General features: G+C 71.0%; 20 protein-coding genes. 8 read left to right on the top strand and 12 right to left on the bottom strand.

All coding sequences use genetic code 11. The annotated features are described in order from the left end of the window. Positions 1 to 341 precede the first annotated feature (341 nt). Complete coding sequence (locus ABD292_RS29165) at positions 342 to 2,432, top strand: S9 family peptidase (RefSeq protein WP_344212826.1); 2,091 nt, start codon at positions 342 to 344, stop codon at positions 2,430 to 2,432. Then, positions 2,429 to 3,427, top strand: a complete 999-nt coding sequence (mgrA, locus tag ABD292_RS29170) for an L-glyceraldehyde 3-phosphate reductase (protein ID WP_344212828.1) — start codon at positions 2,429 to 2,431, stop codon at positions 3,425 to 3,427. Before ABD292_RS29165 ends, mgrA begins: the two co-directional genes overlap by 4 nt. Here the strand turns inward: mgrA and ABD292_RS29175 are convergent. Then, entirely contained in the window at positions 3,396 to 5,771 is a 2,376-nt protein-coding gene (locus ABD292_RS29175; RefSeq protein WP_344212830.1) for a flippase-like domain-containing protein, read from the bottom strand. The two genes, mgrA and ABD292_RS29175, sit on opposite strands and share 32 nt — an antisense overlap. Positions 5,772 to 6,005: 234 nt before the next feature. Between ABD292_RS29175 and ABD292_RS29180 the strand changes: the two genes are divergently transcribed. Beyond that, a complete protein-coding gene (locus ABD292_RS29180) occupies positions 6,006 to 8,021 on the top strand; it encodes a molybdopterin-containing oxidoreductase family protein (protein ID WP_344212832.1) in 2,016 nt (671 codons plus the stop codon). Here the strand turns inward: ABD292_RS29180 and ABD292_RS29185 are convergent. Further along, positions 7,999 to 8,781: an alpha/beta fold hydrolase gene (locus ABD292_RS29185; RefSeq protein WP_344212834.1), complete on the bottom strand. Its 783-nt coding sequence runs from the start codon at positions 8,779 to 8,781 to the stop codon at positions 7,999 to 8,001. The genes ABD292_RS29180 and ABD292_RS29185 overlap by 23 nt on opposite strands. Positions 8,782 to 8,854: 73 nt before the next feature. Here ABD292_RS29185 and ABD292_RS29190 point away from each other — a divergent pair, with 73 nt between their 5' ends. After that, positions 8,855 to 9,400: a PadR family transcriptional regulator gene (locus ABD292_RS29190; protein ID WP_344212836.1), complete on the top strand. Its 546-nt coding sequence runs from the start codon at positions 8,855 to 8,857 to the stop codon at positions 9,398 to 9,400. Here ABD292_RS29190 and ABD292_RS29195 read toward each other — a convergent pair. Next, positions 9,381 to 9,851 carry a GNAT family N-acetyltransferase gene (locus tag ABD292_RS29195; protein ID WP_344212838.1) on the bottom strand — a complete coding sequence of 157 codons (471 nt, stop codon included), beginning with the start codon at positions 9,849 to 9,851 and terminating at the stop codon, positions 9,381 to 9,383. The two genes, ABD292_RS29190 and ABD292_RS29195, sit on opposite strands and share 20 nt — an antisense overlap. Before the next feature lie 76 nt (positions 9,852 to 9,927). Between ABD292_RS29195 and ABD292_RS29200 the strand changes: the two genes are divergently transcribed. Continuing rightward, positions 9,928 to 10,377, top strand: coding sequence for a hypothetical protein (locus ABD292_RS29200; RefSeq protein ID WP_344212840.1), 450 nt, complete (start codon positions 9,928 to 9,930; stop codon positions 10,375 to 10,377). 13 nt (positions 10,378 to 10,390) lie between these two features. On the opposite strand, the gene ABD292_RS29205 is transcribed toward ABD292_RS29200, so the two are convergent. Then, the gene (locus ABD292_RS29205; protein WP_344212842.1) at positions 10,391 to 10,768 is read right to left on the bottom strand and encodes a VOC family protein; all 378 of its coding nucleotides are present in this window, start codon (positions 10,766 to 10,768) and stop codon (positions 10,391 to 10,393) included. A 42-nt stretch (positions 10,769 to 10,810) separates the two neighbouring features. Further along, on the bottom strand, positions 10,811 to 11,608 hold the full coding sequence (locus ABD292_RS29210) for a class I SAM-dependent methyltransferase (RefSeq protein ID WP_344212844.1): 798 nt from the start codon (positions 11,606 to 11,608) through the stop codon (positions 10,811 to 10,813). 103 nt (positions 11,609 to 11,711) lie between these two features. Between ABD292_RS29210 and ABD292_RS29215 the strand changes: the two genes are divergently transcribed. Together ABD292_RS29215 and ABD292_RS29220 are read left to right on the top strand one after the other, a co-directional pair. After that, complete coding sequence (locus tag ABD292_RS29215; protein WP_344212846.1) at positions 11,712 to 13,517, top strand: acyl-CoA dehydrogenase; 1,806 nt, start codon at positions 11,712 to 11,714, stop codon at positions 13,515 to 13,517. Between the two features lie 126 nt (positions 13,518 to 13,643). Beyond that, positions 13,644 to 13,868 carry a hypothetical protein gene (locus ABD292_RS29220; protein WP_344212848.1) on the top strand — a complete coding sequence of 75 codons (225 nt, stop codon included), beginning with the start codon at positions 13,644 to 13,646 and terminating at the stop codon, positions 13,866 to 13,868. Between the two features lie 3 nt (positions 13,869 to 13,871). Here ABD292_RS29220 and ABD292_RS29225 read toward each other — a convergent pair whose 3' ends face one another. The 7 genes from ABD292_RS29225 to pdhA form a co-directional block, all read right to left on the bottom strand. Next, entirely contained in the window at positions 13,872 to 14,165 is a 294-nt protein-coding gene (locus ABD292_RS29225) for a Dabb family protein (protein WP_344212850.1), read from the bottom strand. 23 nt (positions 14,166 to 14,188) lie between these two features. Beyond that, entirely contained in the window at positions 14,189 to 14,833 is a 645-nt protein-coding gene (locus ABD292_RS29230) for a response regulator (protein WP_344212852.1), read from the bottom strand. Further along, entirely contained in the window at positions 14,824 to 15,909 is a 1,086-nt protein-coding gene (locus tag ABD292_RS29235; RefSeq protein ID WP_344212854.1) for a sensor histidine kinase, read from the bottom strand. The genes ABD292_RS29230 and ABD292_RS29235 overlap by 10 nt, the downstream gene beginning before the upstream one ends. Further along, on the bottom strand, positions 15,893 to 16,510 hold the full coding sequence (locus tag ABD292_RS29240) for a DedA family protein (protein ID WP_344212856.1): 618 nt from the start codon (positions 16,508 to 16,510) through the stop codon (positions 15,893 to 15,895). The genes ABD292_RS29235 and ABD292_RS29240 overlap by 17 nt, the downstream gene beginning before the upstream one ends. 191 nt (positions 16,511 to 16,701) lie before the next feature. After that, positions 16,702 to 18,252, bottom strand: a complete 1,551-nt coding sequence (locus ABD292_RS29245) for a dihydrolipoamide acetyltransferase family protein (RefSeq protein ID WP_344212858.1) — start codon at positions 18,250 to 18,252, stop codon at positions 16,702 to 16,704. Positions 18,253 to 18,263: 11 nt separating this feature from the next. After that, complete coding sequence (locus tag ABD292_RS29250) at positions 18,264 to 19,244, bottom strand: alpha-ketoacid dehydrogenase subunit beta (RefSeq protein ID WP_344212860.1); 981 nt, start codon at positions 19,242 to 19,244, stop codon at positions 18,264 to 18,266. Next, on the bottom strand, positions 19,241 to 20,338 hold the full coding sequence (pdhA, locus tag ABD292_RS29255; RefSeq protein ID WP_344212862.1) for a pyruvate dehydrogenase (acetyl-transferring) E1 component subunit alpha: 1,098 nt from the start codon (positions 20,336 to 20,338) through the stop codon (positions 19,241 to 19,243). The genes ABD292_RS29250 and pdhA overlap by 4 nt, the downstream gene beginning before the upstream one ends. Before the next feature lie 225 nt (positions 20,339 to 20,563). Between pdhA and purS the strand changes: the two genes are divergently transcribed. After that, positions 20,564 to 20,812, top strand: coding sequence for a phosphoribosylformylglycinamidine synthase subunit PurS (gene purS / locus ABD292_RS29260; protein WP_020544216.1), 249 nt, complete (start codon positions 20,564 to 20,566; stop codon positions 20,810 to 20,812). The last annotated feature ends 17 nt before the right edge of the window (positions 20,813 to 20,829 follow it).

Consider the following 20,829-nt stretch of genomic DNA (forward strand, 5'->3'; position numbering starts at 1 on the left):
ATTTCGTCTTCGTTGTGTCTTAATTCTTTCAGCCGTTCAAGTCTCTGTCAAATTGACCGGACTTGCTCGACCTGCTGGAATTAATCCGCGCCCCGTTTCCGGGGCAACCCCTCTAACTTACCAGCCCTTCGACCGACTAGCGAATCGATCACCGGACAGGTGAGCCACAAGGGATTACCGGCACTGGCGACACAACGCACACCAAAGTCATCTGAGTGATGAAGGAGGGTTGCGCCGCACCGCGTCGGCTTCTAAAGATTAGCAGCGCCTCCACGCTGCTCGTGCCGATTCGCCTGTCTCTCCGGCCACAGAACGATCACGGCCGACCATAGACTCCCCACGTGAGCAGCAACATGCCGCCTGTGGCGAAGAAGATCCCGGCCGAGCGTACGCATCACGGCGACACCTTCATCGACGAGTACGCCTGGCTGGCCAACAAGGACGATCCCGACACCACCGCCTATCTGGAGGCGGAGAACGCGTTCCTCAAGGAGCAGACCGCTCATCTGGCGGACCTCCAGGAGCAGGTGTTCCAGGAGATCAAGGGGCGCACCCAGGAGACCGACCTGTCGGTGCCGAGCCGCAAGGGCGCCTGGTGGTACTTCAGCCGCACCGAGGAGGGCAAGCAGTACGCCGTCTCGTGCCGCGTCCCCGCCGACAGCGACGCGCCTCCGCTGATCACCCCCGGCGAGCGCCTCGACCTGGAGCAGGTGGTCCTCGACGGCAACGAGCTGGCCGGCGACAGCCCGTTCTTCTCCGTCGGCACCAGCGCGGTCAGCCCCGACGGGACGATGCTGGCCTTCTCCACCGACTACAAGGGCGACGAGCGTTTCACCCTGCGCTTCAAGAACCTGGAGACGGGCGAGGTGCTGCCCGACGAGATCGCCGACATCTTCTACGGCGGCGCCTGGTCGCCCGACGGCTCGGCGTTCTTCTACACGCGCGTGGACGACGCCTGGCGTCCCTACCAGGTCTACCGGCACACCCTCGGCACGCAGGAGGACGTCCTGGTGTACGAGGAGGCCGACGAGCGCTACTGGGTGGGCATCGGGCTGACCCGCAGCGAGCGCTACCTGGTGCTGGCCGCCGGCAGCAAGATCACCAGCGAGGTCCGCATCCTCGACTCGGCCGACCACTCCGGCGAGTTCCGGGTCGTCCGGCCGCGTACGACCGGCGTGGAGTACAGCGTCGAGCACGCCGGCGACTTCTTCTACATCCTGCACAACGAGAACGCCGAGAACTTCGAGCTGGCCACGGCGCCGCTCGACGCCCCCGCCGAGTGGACGCCGCTGATCCCCCACCGGGAGGACACCCGGCTGCTGGGCATCGACGCCTTCGCCGACCACGCGGTGGTGTACTTCCGGCGCGACGGGCTGACCGGGCTGCGGGTGCTGCCGTACCCGGACGGAGGGCAGGGCTGGCGTGAGCGCGTCGAGGCGGCCGAGCGGAACGCGTACGAGATCGACTTCCCCGAGCCGCTGTACGACGTCGGCCCGGCCGGCAACCCCGAGTTCACGACGAGGCGGCTGCGGCTGACGTACACGAGCATGATGACGCCGCCCAGCGTGTACGACTACGAGCTCGACTCCCACGAGCTGATCCTGCTGAAGCGGCGCCCGGTGCTGGGCGGCTACGACCCGGCCGAGTACGAGCAGTTCCGCGAGTGGGCCACGGCGGAGGACGGCACGCGGGTGCCGATCTCGATCGTCAAGCGGAAGGATGCGGCCACGCCGGCTCCGACCCTGCTCTACGGCTACGGCAGCTACGAGACCTCGATCGACCCGGGCTTCTCGGTGGCGCGGCTGTCGCTGCTCGACCGCGGGTTCGTCTTCGCGGTCGCGCACGTGCGGGGCGGCGGCGAGATGGGCCGGCGCTGGTACGAGGACGGCAAGCTGACCAGGAAGCGCAACACGTTCACGGACTTCGTGGCGGCGGCCAGGCACATGAAGGCGTCCGGCTGGAGCGAGCGGATCATCGCGCGGGGCGGCTCGGCGGGCGGTCTGCTCATGGGCGCGGTGACGAACCTGGCGCCGGAGGAGTTCGCGGGCGTGGTGGCCGAGGTGCCGTTCGTGGACGCGCTCAACACGATCCTCGATCCGTCGCTGCCGCTGACCGTGATCGAATGGGACGAGTGGGGCGATCCGCTGCACGACCCCGACGTGTACGCCTACATGAAGAGCTACACGCCGTACGAGAACGTGGACGGGCGGACCTACCCGCCTGTTCTGGCGATCACCAGCCTCAACGACACGCGCGTCCTCTACCACGAGCCGGCCAAGTGGATCGCCCGGCTGCGGGCGAGCGCCCAGGGCGGCCCGTTCCTGCTGAAGACGGAGATGGGGGCCGGTCACGGCGGGCGCAGCGGGCGCTACGACGCCTGGCGCGAGGAGGCGTTCGCGCTCTCCTGGATCATCGAGAGGGGCACGGCATGAGTTACCGGGCGGACGACGAGCGCTACGAGCGGCAGCCGTACAACCGGAGCGGGCGCAGCGGGCTGAGGCTGCCGGCGGTGTCGCTCGGCCTGTGGCACAACTTCGGCGACGACCGGCCGGTCGAGAACTCGCGGGCGATCCTGCGGCGGGCGTTCGACCTCGGGGTGACGCACTTCGACCTGGCCAACAACTACGGGGTGCCGTACGGGTCCGCGGAGCGCACGTTCGGCCGGATCCTGCGCGAGGACTTCCTCCCCTACCGGGACGAGCTGATCATCTCGACTAAGGCCGGGTACGACATGTGGCCCGGCCCGTACGGCGAGTGGGGCTCGCGGAAATATCTGCTGGCGAGCCTCGACCAGTCGCTCGGCCGGATGGGCCTCGACTACGTGGACATCTTCTACAGCCACCGGCCCGACCCGGACACGCCGCTGGAGGAGACCATGGGGGCGCTGGACCGGGCGGTGCGCTCGGGCAAGGCGCTGTACGCGGGCATCTCCAACTACTCGCCCGAGCAGACCGCGCAGGCGGCGCGGATCATGCGCGAGCTGGGCACGCCGCTGCTCATCCACCAGCCGTCGTACTCGATGATCAACCGGTGGATCGAGGACGGGCTGCTGGACACGTTGGAGGAGGCGGGCATGGGCTGCATCGTGTTCTCGCCGCTGGCGCAGGGGGTGCTGACCGACCGCTACCTGAAGGGGGTGCCGGCCGACTCGCGGGCGGCCACCAGCCGGTTCCTCACCCCGGACCGGATCGACAGGGAGCTCGCCCGCGACCTCGACGAGATCGCCCGCGGGCGGGGTCAGACGCTGGCGCAGATGGCGCTGTCGTGGACGCTCAGGGACCCGCGGGTGACCAGCGTGCTCATCGGCGCGAGCAGCGTCGGGCAGCTTGAGGACAACGTGGCCTGCGTGGACGGCCCCGCCTTCACCGAGGACGAACTGGAGGCCATCGACAAAATCACAGGGCCTCGTGCCGCTGGAGGTAGGTGAAGGAGGCCCAGCCGGGCAGCACCGGCAGCCAGAACGTGAGCAGCCGGTGCAGCAGCACGGCCGAGGTCGCGAGCTCGGCCGGCAGCCCGGCCACGGTGAGGCCCAGGGCCAGCGCGCCCTCGACGGCGCCCAGCCCGCCGGGGGTGGGCGCGGCCGAGCCGATGGCGTTGGCCGTGAGGTAGACGACGGCGACGGCGGTGAAGCTGAGCTCGCCGCCGAACGCCGCCACGCAGGCGTCCAGGCACACCACGAATGCCATCGTGATCATCAGGGTGCCGGCGCACGCCTCGATCATCTTGCGCGGCGACTGGAGCACGTCGAGCAGGCGCGGCAGCACGTTGCTGAACAGCCGGCGCATCCGCGAGGTGATCAGCCTGCGCAGCGGCGGCACGCCCAGCACCCCCACGACCGCCACCGCCACGGCCAGCAGCGCCAGCACCAGGCCGCGCGACGGGGTGAAGGACGTCGCGGTGTTGGAGCCGGTGATGTAGGCGAACAGCAGCAGCAGCGCGATGTGGAAGACCAGCATGATGAGCTGGGAGGCGCCGACGCTGGCGACCGCGCTGCCCGGCGGGATGCCGCGCTTCTGCAGGTAGCGGGTGTTGATCGCGACGCCGCCGACGGCCGCGGGCGCGACCAGCTTGACGAACGACGACGCGAACTGCACCAGCACGGTCCGCCAGAGCGGCAGCGGCTCGGGCACGAAGCCGCGCAGCATGAGCGCGGCGGCCACGAAGCTGACGAACGACGCCGCGAGCGCCAGGATCGACCAGGCCCAGTTGGCCGTGGTGACCACCTCGTAGATGTTCACCTGGCTGAGCTGGGAGAGCAGGAAGTAGGCGGCGAGCGCGCTGGCGATGATGGTGACGAGCGTGCGCGGGCGGAAGCGTTCGAGCCGGACCTCCTCGACCTTGCCCTGCGGCTTCAGCGCGACGATCTGCTCGCGGATGCCGGGCAGGATCTGCTTGGCCTTGCCGACGGCCGCGCGGGTCTCCCTGGTGAGCGCGATGCGCTGGAGCAGCGGCATGGCGGCGGCCAGCGCGTCGGGGCCCATCACGGCGGACGCGGCGCGTACGGAGCGCTCGGGGCCGACGCGCAGCGCGAGGTAGGTGAGGAGCTGGGCGACGTCGAGGCGCAGCAGCAGGTCGCCGGCGGCGATCTCGCCACTGCGCGCGTCGGTGAGCACGACCCGGCCGGCCCGGTCGAGGTGGATGCCGTCGCCGGTGAGGCGGCGGTGGGCGAGGCGCTGGATCTGCAGCAGCTCGACCTGTTCCCAGATCTGGTGCAGCAGGGCGTCGTCGATCTCGTTGTCGGGGACCTCGTCGAGCGGGCGGGTCTCGATGTGCTCGTAGGCGAGCAGGGCGGCCTCGGTGCCGATCTCGCTGGTGCCGAGCAGGCGTGGGGTGCTGGCGCCCGCGGCCTGGCCGGCGTACGCCATGAGGGCCTCGCGCTCCAGCTCGGCGCGGAGCGAGCGGATGGCGCGGCGGCGGGTCTCGGAGTTGAGCCTGATGCGCCGCCACAATCGGTACGGGAGCCCCGCCACCTGCCGGTCGCGGTCGAGGACGGTGACGTCGAGGCTGGTGCCGTCCTTGAGCCCGACGGCGTAGCGGCGGCTGCCCTGGTGGTCGTCCTCGATGCGGCGGGCGGAGACGACCTGGAACGACAGCTTGCGGAGCGCGGCCACCACGGCGCTGCCCGGCGGCCGGGTGTTGGGGCTGCCGACGCCGTAGAGGGTGGCGTAGCCGATGGCCATGCCGACGAGGACGGTGACGATGGCGCTGGGGATCGTGATCTGGCGGCCGGAGAAGAAGGCGAGGATGTAGAGCGCGATCGTGGTCCACATGAGCATCCGCCAGGTGGGGCGGCGGGAGATGCGGACCGCGGTGGTGTAGGCGACCACCGAGGTGAGCAGGGTGTTCAGCGGCTCGATGTCGCGGTTGCCGGTGAGCAGCACGCGCAGGTCCTCGACGTTGCCGCCGACCAGCCACTGCCCGAGCAGGAACGAGCCGGCCATGCCGACGATGGCGGCGATGAGCCCTTCGGCGACGCGCAGGCCGTCGCGGTGGAAGACCCGTTCGACGGCGAACGCCGTGGGCACGACGAGCACGGCGGCGCCGCCGAGGAAGGCCGCGACGCGGCTCAGCAGCGGGACGAGCTCGGCGCCCTCCTTGACGTCGGCCTCCAGGCCGATGAGGGTCTGCTTGGCGACGAGGGCGAGCAGGACGACCGCGCCGAGGACGACGAGCGTGGCGATGAAGCGCAGCAGGTCGGAGGGACGGCGCAGGCGCTGCGGCAGCAGCGGCTCTACGACGTAGACGTCGGTGTCCGCGCGTGGCTCGCCCACGGCCGGATCCCCCTCCGTGAGGTCCTCCGTGTCATCTCGTTCCCTGATTTCGGCCACCGTCAGCGATTCTGCACCTTCCCGGCAGGACCGTGAGATCTCTGGGTCGCAGTGTCCCCGTTTCGCAATGCGGACGGGCGCCTGCCGTCCCCATCGGGCAGCCTACGTCCGCGCAGGCAGGCTACACGGTGCGGCTCCAGCAGTTCACCTCTCGGCGCCCGGCGTAGGCTATGTCCCATGTCGGGCGAATTGAGGGTTCTGGGGGCATGTCCGCTGGACTGCCCGGACACCTGTTCCTGGGTCGTGACCGTGAACGACGGCCAGGCCGTCAAACTGCGCGGCAACCCCGACCAGCCCTACACCAGGGGCGCGCTGTGCGTGAAGGTCAACCGTTACCTGGAGCACACGCAGGCGCCCGACCGCATTCTGCACCCGATGCGCCGGGTCGGCCCGAAGGGCTCGGGGCGCTTCGAGCGGATCTCGTGGGACGAGGCCCTGGAGGAGATCGCCACCCGGCTGCGCGCGATCGTCGACGAGCACGGCGGCGAGGCCATCTGGCCCTACCTCGGCACCGGCACGCTCGGCTACCTGCAGGGCTGCGAGGGCGTGGCGGGCCGGCGGTTCTGGAACGTGCTGGGCGCGTCCAAGCACTGGCTCAACATCTGCTCGGCGGCCGGCAGCAGCGGCCTCTTCCGCGCGAACGGCACCGCGGGCGGCATGGACCCGGAGAACTTCGCGCTCTCCAAGCTGATCCTGCTCTGGGGCACCAACACGCTGACCAGCGGCCACCACCTGTGGAAGTTCATCCAGGACGCCCGCGCGGACGGCGCCCACGTGGTCGCCATCGACCCGATCCGCACCAGGACCGCCGACCAGGCCGACGAATACCTCGCCATCCGGCCGGGCACGGACGCGGCGCTCGCGCTCGGGCTGCTCAACGTGGTGCTGGCCGAGAACGCCCAGGACGAGGCCTACCTGGCCGAGCACACCGAGGGCTGGGCCGGCTTCCGCGAGGAGATCCTGGCCCACCCGGTGGAGAAGGTGAGCGAGATCACCGGCATCCCGGCGGCCGACATCCACAGGCTGGGGATGAGGCTGGCGCACACCCGCCCGACCGCCATCCGGGCCACGATGGGCATCCAGCGGCACGCGGGCGGTGGCACGGCCATGCGGACGATCGGCGCGATCCCGGCCGTCACGGGCGACTGGCGGCATCCGGGGGGCGGGGTGGCGTACTCGACCAGCGGGCACGTCCACCTCAACATCGACACGCGCGACGACCTGCTGGCCAAGCCGGTGCGCACCCGGGTCATGACGAAGCTCGCCTCGCAGCTCGACGACGTGAAGTGCCTGTGGGTGTACGCGGCCAACCCGCTCGGCTCCACGCCCGACGCGAACGCCATCAGGCGGCAGCTCGCCCGCGAGGACCTGTTCACGGTCGTCATGGAGCAGTTCCCGACGGACACCGTGGACTACGCCGACATCGTGCTGCCGGCCACCATGCAGACCGAGCACCACGACCTGCACGCCGGCTACGGCCACCTCTACCTGCTGTGGAACGAGGCCGCGGTGGAGCCGCCCGGCGAGTGCCTGTCGACGACCGAGACGTTCCGGCGGCTGGCCGGGCACATGGGGCTCACCGAGCCGTCGCTCTACGACTCGGACCTGGAGCTGGCCGAGCAGTTGCTGTCCAGCGGGCATCCTTCGCTGGAGGGCGTCACGCTCGACCGGCTGCGCAAGGAGGGCTGGGTGCGGATGAACTATCCCAAGCCGTTCACGCCCTTCGCCGACGGGTTCCCGACGCGGTCGGGCCGGATGCGGTTCCCGCGGCCCGGGGAGGCGTACGTGCCGTCGCACGCGACGCTGACGGCGGACGGCTCGCCGTACCGGCTGACGCTGGTGACGCCGGCCTCGCACACGTTCCTCAACACGACGTTCGGCAACAACGCCGAGCTGCGGCGGCGGGCCAAGGACCCTGTGGTGCTGATCAACGCGGCCGACGCGGCGGCGCGCGGGCTGGCGGACGGCCAGCGCGTACGGGTCCACAACGACGGCGGCGAGTTCCTGGCCGACGTGGAGATCAGCGACCGGGTGGCCCCCGGGGTCGTGGCCTCGCCCAAGGGCCGCTGGCCGAAGCTCAGCCCCGGCGGCTCGAACGCGAACGCGGTGGTGGCCGAGCGGGACGGCGACATGGGCAAAGGGCCGGGCTTCCACGACAACCTGGTCGAGGTCAGCCCTTGTGCCGGTTCATGAACGTCTCGACGGTGCTCAGGACCTGATCGGCGTACGGGCTCGCGAGCAGCTGGGAGGCGTGCAGGCGTTCCCCCGGGATGACGAGCGCCTGGGCGTCCGGGGCCTTGGTGGCGGCGGCGCGGGCGGCGTCGAGCGCGGCGCGGCCGCCGTAGTCGTCGTGCTCGCTGCCGATCTGGAGCAGCGGGACGGTCAGCTCGGCCGCGTCCTCGGCGGCGATCTCGCCTGACAGGGCGACCACGCCGGCGATCTTCTCAGGGCCGAGCCGCAGCGCGGCCGGGACGGCGGTGGTGGCGCCGATCGAGCCGCCGACCAGGAACACGCGGCCGACGCCCTTCTCCTTGGCCAGGCGTTTCGCCATGGCGATGGTGGTGTCCTCGGGGAGGGCGGCGACGCTTCTCGCGTAGAGGAGCACGCGGTAGCCGGCGGCGACCAGGCGGTCGGAGAGCGGGCGCCAGGTGCAGACGTTGCCGCGGCGCTCGTAGGTGATGACGACGCCGGTGGAGCCGGTGCCGGTGATCACGCCGGGGAGGCCGCCGTCGTACTCGAAGATCTTGCCGTCTGCCTCGGTGAAGCAGCCGGAGACGTTGGGGCCGGTGGGCGGCGGGCTGCTACTGGGGGCGGCGCTGGTCGCCGGGGTCACGGGGGTCGCGGGGGTCGCCGGGGCGGGGGCCGCCCCCGTGGCGCCCCCGCCGCCGCTTCCGCAGGCGGCCGGCGCGGCCAGCATGGTCACGAGCCCGACGGCGCTCAGCATCCTTCGCACGACCGCCCACCTCCAATGCCTCCACACTATGTCAGAAGTGACATAGTGGGAAGGACCTTATCCTGAGGCCACGATGACCTCGACACTGGGATTCGCGATCCTCGCCGTGCTGGCCCGCGGCGAGCGCACCGGATACGACCTCGCCGCCGCCATGCGCACCCCGGTCGGCTATTTCTGGACGGCCGGCCACAGCCAGATCCACGCCGAGCTGCAGAAGCTGCGCGCCGCTGGGCTGGTGGGCTTCGAGGCCGAGCACGGTCCCGGCCCGCAGGGCAAGAAGGTCTACCATCTGACCGCCGACGGCCTGGCGGAGCTGCGGGCATGGGTGACCGAGCCGCCGCGCGCCCGGCCGGAGCGCGACGAGCTGGTGCTGAAGACGTACGCGTCGTGGCTGGCCGAGCCAGGGCTGCTGCGCAGGCTGTTCGCCGACCAGCTCGCCATGCACGAGGAGCGGCTGGCGGACTACGAGCGGGAGGAGGCGGCCTTCGGCGGGCCGCCCCCGCCCGGCGATCCCCGGTTCGGCAACTACGCGACGCTCTGGTGCGGGCTCGGCTACGAGCGGCACCGCGTCGAGTGGTGCAGGTGGATGCTGGAGCGGCTCAGCTCAGCTGGAGCTTGAAGCCCTCGTGGGAGGCGGTGAAGCCGAGCGAGCCGTAGAAGCGGTGCGCGTCGGTGCGGGTCTTGTCCGAGGTGAGCTGCACCATGGCGCAGCCGCGCTCGCGGGCCTGCTCCACGGCCCAGCCGATCATCCGGCGGCCGAGCCCCTGGCCCCTGGTCGACGCGTGGACCCGTACGGCCTCGATCTGGCAGCGTTCGGCCCCGAGGCGGGAGAGCCCCGCGAGGTACGTGAGCTGCATCGTGCCCACCACCTCGCCGCCCTGCTCGGCGACGACGAGCTCGTCGTACGGGTCGGCGTCGATGCGGTCGAAGGCCGCGAGGTAACGCGGGTCGCCGGGGTCGCCCTCGCGCCGGGCGCCGAGGGGGTCGTCGGCCAGCATCGCGACGATGGCGGGCACGTCGTCACGGCGGGCCGTACGGAAGGTGATGTCTGTTACGTGCGGTTCCTGCATGTTTCGCATCATGTCAGGGACGGCTCAGGGTCCGTCCCCGATGCTCCCAAGGGGCCCCGGGAGCGACCATGGCGATATGAACGAAATCAGTCGACGCGATGAGATATCGCTCTCCGGTGCCGCGCTCCGTGGCGCCCCTTGGAAGGCCGCGGCCGTCGGCGGCGGTGTCGTCACCGCCGCCAGCTACGGCATGGGCCTGCTCACGGGCGGCGGCGACCTGGTGTGGGCGCTGGGCCTCGGCATCAGCCTGTTCGCCCTGATCGCCGCGATCGGGGCGGTGTCCAAGCCGCACGAGGGCGACCGGGTCACCCGCCAGGCGCGCGTCTGGTCGCTGCGCCACCCGTGGAAGTTCGCGCTGCTGCCCGCGGGCATCACGGCGGTGCTCGACTATCCGGTGCAGCTCGTCCTCGACGGCGAGGGGGTCTTCGGCTCGGCCGTGCACGCGCTGTGGCACGGCGCGCTGGTCTATCTGATCGCCGCCATCCTGACGCTCACGATGCAGGGCAGGGCACGCTCTGAGCGGTGACCCCACCCGGCCTTCAGGACTCCCGCTCGGCCTGGCTGCGGCACACGCAGAACTCGTTGCCCTCGGGGTCGAGCATCGTCACCCATCCGGTGCCGTCGGGCCGGCGCAGGTCGGCGTGGACGGTCGCGCCCAGCCCGATGAGCCGGTCGACCTCCTCGTCGCGGGTCGCGCCCGCGGTGCCGTTGACGTCGAAGTGCAGGCGGTTCTTGACCGTCTTGCCCTCGGGAACGCGGATGAACAGCACGTAGGGGTCGCGTTCGGTCCGCAGCATCACCTCGTCGTCGCCCGGCTGGTCGTCCTCGCCCAGAGGCAGCCCGGTGGCCCTGCTCCACCAGCTCGCGAGCGCGTAGGGGTCGGCGGCGTCGACGGTGACGGCGTGGATCTCGATCATGGCAACACCCAACCCGACACCGCCGTGGACGTCAAACCGGTGTCAGTCCCACCAGACGGTGACCCAGCGGTCCCTCGGCAACGGCCACATGCCGAGCGCGACGGCCGTCTCGGCCACCTCGTCCGCTCGGGACGGGTCGAGGCACGCCCGCCGGCAGGCGCTGGCCGCGAGCTCCTCCAGGGAGCTGAATCGTTCCAGCGGGGCCTCCCGCTCCTCCACCCGTACGGCGAAGCCGAGCGCCGCCGCCAGCGCCACGCAGTCCTCGGCGACCGGCCGCACCGGGCGGTCGATGCCGTGGAAGTGCTGCCAGAGCGGCGTCATCCAGCTCGTCGGGTGGCGGTGCGTCAGCTCCAGCACCACCCGCCCGCGCGTGTGCGCGTCGAGCGCGCGCAGAAAGCCGGCCAGGTCCGGCACGTTGTAGACGACGTGCGCGGCGATGGCGACGTCGGCCACCGGGGCCTCGTCGGCGACGTCCGGCCAGCGGCCGTGGATCGTGGTGACCGGCACCCCGAGCTTGTCGGCCCGCAGCGTGAGCCCGTCGAGCATCGCGGCCGAGGAGTCGACCGCGTACAGGTGGCCGAGGCGCCCGGCCAGCGGCAGCGAGGACGCGCCGGCGCCGCAGCCCACGTCGAGCAGCGTGCCCTGGTCGGGCAGGGCCTCCGTCAGCCTCGTCGTCGTGGGTCCGTCGTCCGGCTCGGCGAGGGCCCGGTCGGTGCGGGTGCCGAACCGTTCGGGCGAGTGAGTCCAGGGGTCGGCGGAAGCACGGGCCAGGATCTCGTCCGGGATCGCCCAGGCCTCCAGTCGCTCCCGCCACCGCGCGGCGAGTTCTTCGGCGTCCATGGAGACGAGCATGCCATGCATGGCGGGGGTTACCCGCGGGTAGCATTTCAGAGTAAGGTTACTCGCGAGTACACCCCTGACTCGGTTCAAGGAGATCGACCCCATGGGCCACTACAAGAGCAACGTTCGCGACCTTGAATTCAACCTCTTCGAGGTCTTCGGGCGACGCGAGATCCTCGGCGCAGGGCCCTTTGCGGAAGTCGACGAGGACGTCGCGCGCAGCATCCTGGAAGAGGTCAACCGTCTGGCGACCGGCGTGCTCGCCGACTCCTTCGAGGAGGGCGACAGGACGCCGCCGGTCTTCGACCCCGCGACGAGCTCGGTCACCATGCCGGAAGGCTTCAAGAAGTCGTTCAAGGCGCTGGTGGACGGCGGCTGGGCGCACCTCGACCTGCCCGCCGAGCTGGGCGGCCCCGGCATCCCGAGGAGCCTCGCCTGGGCCACGGCCGAGATGGTGCTGGGCGCCAACCCGGCGCTCTACATGTACGCCGCCGGCCCCAACTTCGCCTACACCCTGTGGCAGGTCGGCACCGAGGAGCAGAAGCGCTTCGCCGAGCTGGCCATCGAGCGCAACTGGGGCGCGACCATGGTGCTCACCGAGCCGGACGCCGGCTCCGACGTGGGCGCCGGCCGCACCAAGGCCGTACGCCAGCCCGACGGCACCTGGCACATCGAGGGCGTCAAGCGCTTCATCACCAGCGCCGAGCACGACATGTCGGAGAACATCTTCCACCTGGTGCTGGCCCGCCCCGAGGGTCACGGCCCCGGCACCAAGGGCCTGTCGATGTTCCTGGTGCCGAAGTACCACGTCGACCTGGAGACCGGCGAGCTCGGCGAGCGCAACGGCGTCTACGTCACCAACGTCGAGAAGAAGATGGGCCTGAAGGTCTCCACGACCTGCGAGCTCACCTTCGGCGAGAAGCACCCCGCGGTCGGCTGGCTGGTCGGCGAGGTGCACGAGGGCATCAAGCAGATGTTCATGGTCATCGAGCACGCCCGCATGATGGTCGGCACCAAGGCCATCGCCACGCTCTCGACCGGCTACCTCAACGCGCTCGACTACGCCAAGTCGCGCGTCCAGGGCGCGGACCTCACCCAGATGACCGACAAGACCGCCCCGCGCGTCACCATCGTCAACCACCCGGACGTGCGCCGCGAGCTGATGCTGCAGAAGGCGTACGCCGAGGGCATGCGCGCCCTGGTCCTCTACACGGCCACCTTCCAGGACGCCGTCATGATCGACCCGGATGACCGGCACGCGCACGCGATGAACGACCTGCTGCTGCCGCTGGTCAAGGGCGTCGGGTCGGAGCGGTCGTACGAGTTGCTGGCCCGCTCGCTGCAGACCCTGGGCGGCTCCGGCTACCTGCAGGACTACCCGATCGAGCAGTACATCAGGGACGCCAAGATCGACTCCCTGTACGAGGGCACCACCGCCATCCAGGGCATGGACCTGTTCTTCAGGAAGATCCTGCGCAACCAGGGCGCGGCCGTCGGCGCGCTGCTCGGCGAGATCACCGCCTTCGCCGCCTCCGAGGCCGGCAACGGGCGGCTCAAGGAGGAGCGCGAGCTGCTGGCCGAGGCCGCCGCCGACGTCAAGGCCATGGGCGACACGATGGCGACCTGGGCGCTCGGCTCGCTGGAGAAGCCGGAGGAGGTCTACAAGGTCGGGCTCAACACCACCCGGCTGCTGCTCGCGCTCGGCGACCTCGTCATCGGCTGGCTGCTGCTGCGCCAGGCCGAGGTGGCGCTGGCCCGGCTGGCGGACGGCGAGGACCCGTTCTACCAGGGCAAGGTCGCGTCGGCCACGTTCTTCGCCAAGACCGTGCTGCCCCGGCTGGCCGCCGAGCGGCGCGTCCTCGACGCCACCGGCCAGGAGCTCATGGAGCTTCCTGAGGAGGCCTTCTAGATCCCGGCATCACACGGAACGCCCGCACGCCGTGCGGGCGTTCCGTCGTTCGGCCGGTGGGGGGTGTGATCGTCCTTACCCGGGTATGACCGTGGGCGTACCGGCCGTTTACCAGGGAGGCTCGTCATGGGTGTCGGGGTCAGCATCTTCTTCCTCACGCTCGGCGCCATCCTGAAGTTCGCGATCGAGCCCGACGTCTTCGGCGAGAGCGTCCACATGGACGTCATCGGCCTGATCTTCATGATCGTGGGCGGCGTGGGCGTCGTGCTGAGCATCGTGCTGGCCCCGAGGCGGGGCCGCACGTCCGACGGGCGCCTGATGCACCGCGAGAACAACCCTCCCGAGATCTAGGCCCTAGACCTCGATCTGCACGGCGGCGCGGGCGGCCAGGATCGGCTTGATGTGCTCGGCGATGACCGCCTGGTGCTGCGGATGGTCGCGGTAGACGAGATAGTCGTCCACCGAGTCGAAGTCGCCCACCACCGCGTAGGCGTGGTTGCCCTCGTTGATGCCGGCGTCGGGGCCGACGGTGTAGGAGCGGATCTCCGGGATCGCGTCCGGCAGCTTGCGCAGCTCGGCGGTCACCGTCGCCTTCTGCTCGTCGGTCGCGTCGTCGGTCCAGGTGAACAGCACGATGTGGCGAATCATGGAAGCACCCTATCGACGCCGGCTCAGGAGCCGAGGTAACGCAGCACCGCCAGGACCCGGCGGCTGTAGCCGGTGGTGTGCGACAGCGCGAGCTTGTCGAACAGGGCGTTGACGTGTTTCTCCACCGCGCTCTGCGACACGTGCAGGGACTGCGCGATGGAGGCGTTGGTGAGGCCCTGCGCCATCAGCTCGAGCACCTGGCGCTCGCGGGCGGTCAACTGGGTCAGCGGGTCGGTGTGGCTGGTGCGCGCGAGCAGCTGGCGCACCACCTCCGGGTCGAACGCCGTCCCGCCCGCGCCCACCCGGTCCAGCGCGTCCAGGAAGTCGCCGACCTGGGCCACGCGGTCCTTCAGCAGGTAGCCGACGCCGTCGATGCTGCCGCTCATCAGCTCGGTGGCGTACTTCTTCTCGACGTACTGCGACAGCACCAGCACCTTGACCTCCGGCCAGCGCCGCCGGATCTCCAGGGCGGCGCGCAGGCCCTCGTCGGTGTGGGTGGGCGGCATCCGTACGTCCACCACCACCGCGTCGGGCCGCTCGGCGGTCACCGCCCGCAGCAGCGCGTCGGCGTCGCCCACCGCGGCCGGCACGTCGTGACCTTCCTCCTTCAGCAGCCGCACCAGGCCCTCCCGCAGCAAGGCCGAGTCCTCGGCCAGCATCACGCGCACGGCAACTCCGCTTCGATCACGGTCGGCCCGCCCGGCGGGCTGGTCAGGGTGAACCGGCCGTCGAGGGCGGCCACCCGCTGCGCCAGGCCGGTCAGCCCGCCGCCGGTGGGGTCGGCCCCGCCCACGCCGTCGTCCTCCACGCGCACGACGACCATGGTGGCCTGCCGGCGTACGTCGATGGTCACCAGGGTGGCTCCCGAGTGTTTGGCCGCGTTCGTCACCGCTTCGCTGGCCACGAAGTAGGCGGCGGCCTCCACCACCGCCGGGGGCCGCTCCGGCAGCTCGCAGGTGACCTTGACCGCGACCGAGGACCGCTCGGCCACTCCGGCGAGCGCCTCGGCCATGCCGTGCGCGTCCAGCCCCGACGGGTAGACCCGCCAGGCCACCTCGCGCAGCTCCACCAGCGCCTGCTGGGCCTGCTCATGGAGCTGTCCCAGCAGCTCGGGGCGGCCCCTGCGGGCGCGGCCCGCGAGCATGGACAGCGCCACCAGCCGCTGCTGCACCCCGTCGTGGAGGTCGCGCTCGATGCGCCGCCGTTCGGCGTCGACCGCCGCGACCACCCCGGCCCTGCTCACGGTCAGCTCGTCGATCCGCCGCCGCAGCGCCTCCACCGGGTCGGGGGCGAGCAGCCGTACGGCCAGCCGCCGCTCCAGCGCCTCCACCCCCACCAGGCCGCACACGTCCAGGAACAGCAGGACGCAGCCCGACACGAACAGATAGGCCACCAGCGGCGCGGTGGGCAGCATGCCGTCGAACGCCTCCCCGCGCGCCCACGACCACACCAGCATGACCGCCATGCCGAGGCCGACCACGAGCAGCAGCACCACGAGCCCGCCCAGCACGCCCACGGGCGTCCGGGCGGCGAGGTAACGCAGCTCGCCCTCCTCGTTCTTGACGGGCAGGTCCAGGCGCAGCCGCCACAGCTCGAACCGGGTCAGCCGGGCGGCCGCCGCCCGCACGGCGGGACGGTCCGCGAACGGCGCCGCCGCCAGGACGAACAGCAACCCCGCGAGGGCGGTCACCGCGCCGGCGGCCACCGCCCCGACGAGCCTCGGCCCGCTAAGCACCGACCGCATGCCGCCCCTTGCGCCGCTGAGCCAGCCGCGTGCCCACGAAGACCAGTACCGCCAGCGCCACCGTGACGATGACCACATTGGTGCCCACGCCGACGTAGGTCTCCACCAGCGCCCAGTTCTCGCCCAGCACCCACCCGGCCAGGACGAAGACGGTGTTCCAGAGCAGGCTGCCTGCCGTGGTCAGGAGCGTGAAGACGCCCAGCGGCATGCGCTCCACCCCGGCGGGAACGGAGATCAGGCTGCGGAAGATCGGGATCATCCGCCCGAAGAACACCGTCTTGCGCCCGTGCTTGAGGAACCACGCCTCCGTCCTGGCGATGTCGGAGACCTTCAGCAGCGGGATCCGGGCGGCCAGGGCCAGCGTGCGCTCCCGGCCGAGCATCGCGCCCACCCCGTACAGCGTCAGCGCCCCGATCACGGAGCCGGCGGTGGTCCACAGCAGCACGGCGAGCAGGTTCATCTCTCCCTGGGAGGAGGCGAAGCCGGCCAGCGGCAGGATCACCTCGCTGGGCAGGGGCGGGAAGAGGTTCTCCAGCGCGATCGCGATCCCGGCTCCGGGGGCGCCGAGCATCTCCATCAGGTCGATCAGCCATTCCGTCATGCGCCAGAGACTAGGAACGACCAGGGTACGGCCACCATGAGGCGGACGGCCGAGTGAGGGTGCGGAAAACCACAGGAGATGTATCAGATCGGGCGGGCGGCCTCTCCGACGTCATGAAGGCAAGCGTGTGGCACGCCTCGCAGGGTGATCGCCGGGGGAGGGGTCCTCCCGGCGATCACCCTGGTTTCAGCTCAGCTCCACGCCATGATGCGGAGCGGGTCCTCCAGCATGTCGCCGACATCGCGCAGGAAGCGCGAGCCCAGCTCGCCGTCCACGATCCGGTGGTCGAACGACAGCGACAGCGTCGTCACCTTGCGTACGGCGAGCTCGCCGTCCACCACCCACGGCAGGTCCCGCACCTGGCCGAAGGCGAGGATGGCGGCCTCGCCCGGGTTGATGATGGGGGTGCCGGTGTCCACGCCGAACACGCCGACGTTGGTGATCGTGATCGTCCCGCCCGCCATCTCGGCCGGCTGCGTACGTCCCGCGCGGGCCGTCTCCGTCAGCTCGGCCAGGCTCCGGGCCAGGTCGGGCAGGGAGAGGGCGTGCGCGTCCTTGATGTTGGGCACCACCAGGCCCCGGGGGGTGGCGGCGGCGATCCCGAGGTTGACGTAATGCTTGACGACGATCTCCTGGGCCTGCTCGTCCCAGGAGGAGTTGATCATCGGGTGCCGGCGGGCCGCCGTCAGGACGGCCTTGGCGACCAGCAGCAGCGGGCTCACCTTGACCTCGGCGAAGTCCGGCAGCGCGCGCAGCCGCCTGACTGCCTCCATGGTGCCGGTCACGTCGATCTGGAGGAACTCCGTGACGTGCGGGGCGGTGTAGGCGCTGGTGACCATGGCCTGGGCCATCATCTTGCGCACGCCCTTGACGGGGACGCGCTCCTCGCGCTGCCCGTGGGCGGCGGGGGCCTGTTGCGGAGCCTGTTGCGGGGCCTGTGCGGCCGCCGCGGCGGCGTGGACGTCGTCCCGCGTGATGGAGCCCTGCGGGCCGGTGCCCGTGACCGTGGTGAGGTCCACGCCGAGGTCCTTGGCCAGCTTGCGGACCGGCGGCTTGGCCAGCACCGTGATGGGGCCGGGGGCCTCGTGGACGGGTACGGGCGCCACCTCCACGCGCCTCGGGTTGGCCACCGGAGCGGCGGGGATCGGGGTGGCGGGCGCCTCCGCGGCCGGAGCGCCCGTGGCGGCGGCTCCCGTGACGGCGGCTCCCGTGACGGCGGCTCCCGTGGCGGGGGCTTCCGTGACGGCGGCTCCCGTGACAGGGCCTTCCGGGGCGGCGGCTTCCGGGGGCGGGCCGTCGGTGGCGGCGGCGGCGGGTTTGCGGGGGCGGCGTCGGGTGGCGCCGGTCTTGACGCCGTAGCCGACCAGCACCGCCTGGCGTTCCTCCTTGGGGGCCGGGCTGCCGTGGGCGCCGGGCTCGACCGCGCCCTCCGCCGGAGGCTTGGGCACCAGGTCGTCGGCCAGGGCCTTGACCTGGTCCGCCGTACCGGCCTCGCCGGGCTCCTCCGTCGTGTCCACGGCGATGATCGGCCGGCCCACCTCCACCGTCCGGCCCTCGTCGGCCATCAGGCCGGACACCACGCCGTCCCACGGGATCGGCAGCTCCACGATCGACTTCGCGGTCTCGATCTCGACCACGATCTGGTTGACCTTGACCTCGTCGCCCGGCTGGACGTGCCAGCGGACGATCTCGGCCTCGGTCAGCCCCTCCCCGACGTCGGGGAGCCTGAACTCGCGTCGCATGAACCCCCCTCTCAGAACCCGAAGGCCCGGTCGACGGCGTCGAGCACCCGGTCGAGGTCGGGCAGGTAGTGCTCCTCCAGCTTCGACGGCGGATAGGGGGTGGAGAACCCGCCGACCCGCAGCACCGGGGCCTCCAGGTGGTAGAAGCACTGCTCGGTGACGCGGGCGGCCAGCTCGGCGCCGAAGCCGTTGTAGACGGGAGCCTCGTGGACGACCACGACCCGGCCGGTGCGGCGCGCCGACTCCATGATCACCGCCTCGTCCAGCGGGTTGAGCGAGCGCAGGTCGACGACCTCCAGGGAGCGGCCGTCGTCCTCGGCCGCCGCCGCGGCCTCCAGGCAGGTCTTCACCATTGGCCCGTACGCCAGCAGCGTGGCGTCGGACCCCGCCCGTACGACCTTGGCCGCGTCGAACGGCGTCCACCAGTCGGACGAGGAGGTGTCGATGTCGCCCTTCTCCCAGTAGCGGCGCTTGGGCTCGAAGAACACCACCGGGTCGTCGCAGCGGATGGCCTGCTGGATCATCGTGTACGCGTCCGCCGGGTTGGAGCAGGCGACCACGCGCAGCCCGGAGGTGTGGGTGAAGTACGCCTCGGGGGACTCGCTGTGGTGCTCGACCGCGCCGATGCCGCCGCCGCACGGGATGCGTACGACCACCGGCAGCTTGATCGCGCCCAGCGACCGCATGGGCATCTTGGCGAGCTGCGTGATGATCTGGTCGGCGGCCGGGAAGACGAACCCGTCGAACTGGATCTCGCACACCGGCCGGTAGCCGCGCAGCGCCAGGCCGATCGCGGTGCCGATGATGCCGGACTCGGCGAGCGGCGTGTCGATGACGCGGTCCTCGCCGAAGTCCTTCTGCAGGCCGTCGGTGACGCGGAAGACGCCGCCCAGCTTGCCGACGTCCTCTCCCATGATGAGGACCTTGGGGTCGTCCTCCATGGCCTTGCGCATGCCCTCGTTCAGGGCTTTCGACAAGCTCAGAACGGTCACTTCTCGAACCCCTCCAGATACGCGGCGAACTGGGCGCGCTCCTGGTCGATCAGCGCGTGGGGCTCGCGGTAGACGTGGTCGAAGATGTCGAGCGGCCGCGGGTCGGGCAGCGCGAGGCAGCGCCGCCGCAGGTCGGCGCCGAGCTGTCCGGCCTCCTCGTCGACGGAGTCGAAGAACTCCTGGTCGGCCAGCTCGTTCTTGAACAGGTAAGCCTTCACCCGCTCGATGGGGTCCTTGAGCTTCCACGCCTCCAGCTCGCTCGCGACCCGGTAGCGCGTCGGGTCGTCGGTCGTGGTGTGGGCGCCCATCCGGTACGTGAACGCCTCGATGAGCGTCGGCCCCTGCCCGGTCCGCGCCGCCTCCAGGGCCTTGCGCGTGACGGCGAGGCAGGCGAACACGTCGTTGCCGTCCACCCGGATGCCGGGGAAGCCGAAGCCGGAGGCGCGGCGGTAGAGGGGGATGCGGGTCTGCTTCTCCAGCGGCTCGGAGATGGCCCACTGGTTGTTCTGGCAGAAGAACACGATCGGCGCGTTGAACACGCTGGCCCAGATGAAGGACTCGTTCACGTCGCCCTGGGAGGTGGCCCCGTCGCCGAAGTAGACGATCGTGGCGGCGCTGGCGTCGTCGCGCTGGATGCCCATCGCGTAGCCGACGGCGTGCAGGGTCTGGCTGCCGATGACGATCGTGTAGAGGTGGAAGTTGTGCTCCTGGGGGTCCCATCCGCCGTGGTTGACCCCCCGGAACAGCCCGAGCAGCTTGACCGGGTCGACGTCGCGGCACCACGCCACGCCGTGCTCGCGGTAGGTGGGGAAGGCCATGTCACTGTCGGTCAGCGCGCGGCCCGAGCCGATCTGGGCGGCTTCCTGGCCGAGCAGCGAGGCCCAGATGCCGAGCTCGCCCTGGCGCTGCAGCGCCACGGCCTCCAGGTCGATGCGCCGGACGAGCACCAGGTCGCGGTAGAGCGACCGGACCTCTTCCGGGGTGAGATCGACGTCGTAGTCAGGGTGCTCGACCCGCTCCCCCTCGGGGGTGAGCAGCTGGACGAGCTCCGGAGGTGCTTCTTGGTGAGCACCGCGAGAGGCGTCGAGTGTCACGTGCCACTCTCCTGTGCGTCGGGGCTGGTCCGGACGGGGTTGCCACCTTAGGCCAGCCTTCTTGGCGATGAACCAACTGGTGGTGGTTCGTACGCGTTTGGGAACATCGTGGCAGACGTCACAGCCCTCCGCGCAAGCCCCATCTCTCCCCCGTTCCCGTTGTGCCGTCGGCCACACGCCCCCGGTAGGCTGGCTTTCCCAACCCCGTCGCACGCAGGAGGAACAGTGGCGCGCGTCATCGTCGAGGTCATGCTGAAGCCCGAGATCCTCGACCCGCAGGGCCAGGCGATCGCGCGGGCGCTGCCCCGTCTCGGCTTCTCCGGCGTCTCGTCGGTCCGCCAGGGCAAGCGCTTCGAGGTCGAGCTGGACGGCCCGGCCGACGCGGCGGCGCTGGACGAGGTCCGCAAGATGGCCGAGACCCTGCTGGCCAACACCGTGATCGAGGACTACGCCGTCCGGGTCGAGGAGCAGTAGGGAGATTTGGCGTCCCG

The organism is Nonomuraea bangladeshensis, from assembly GCF_039529455.1.
GTDB lineage: Bacteria > Actinomycetota > Actinomycetes > Streptosporangiales > Streptosporangiaceae > Nonomuraea > Nonomuraea bangladeshensis.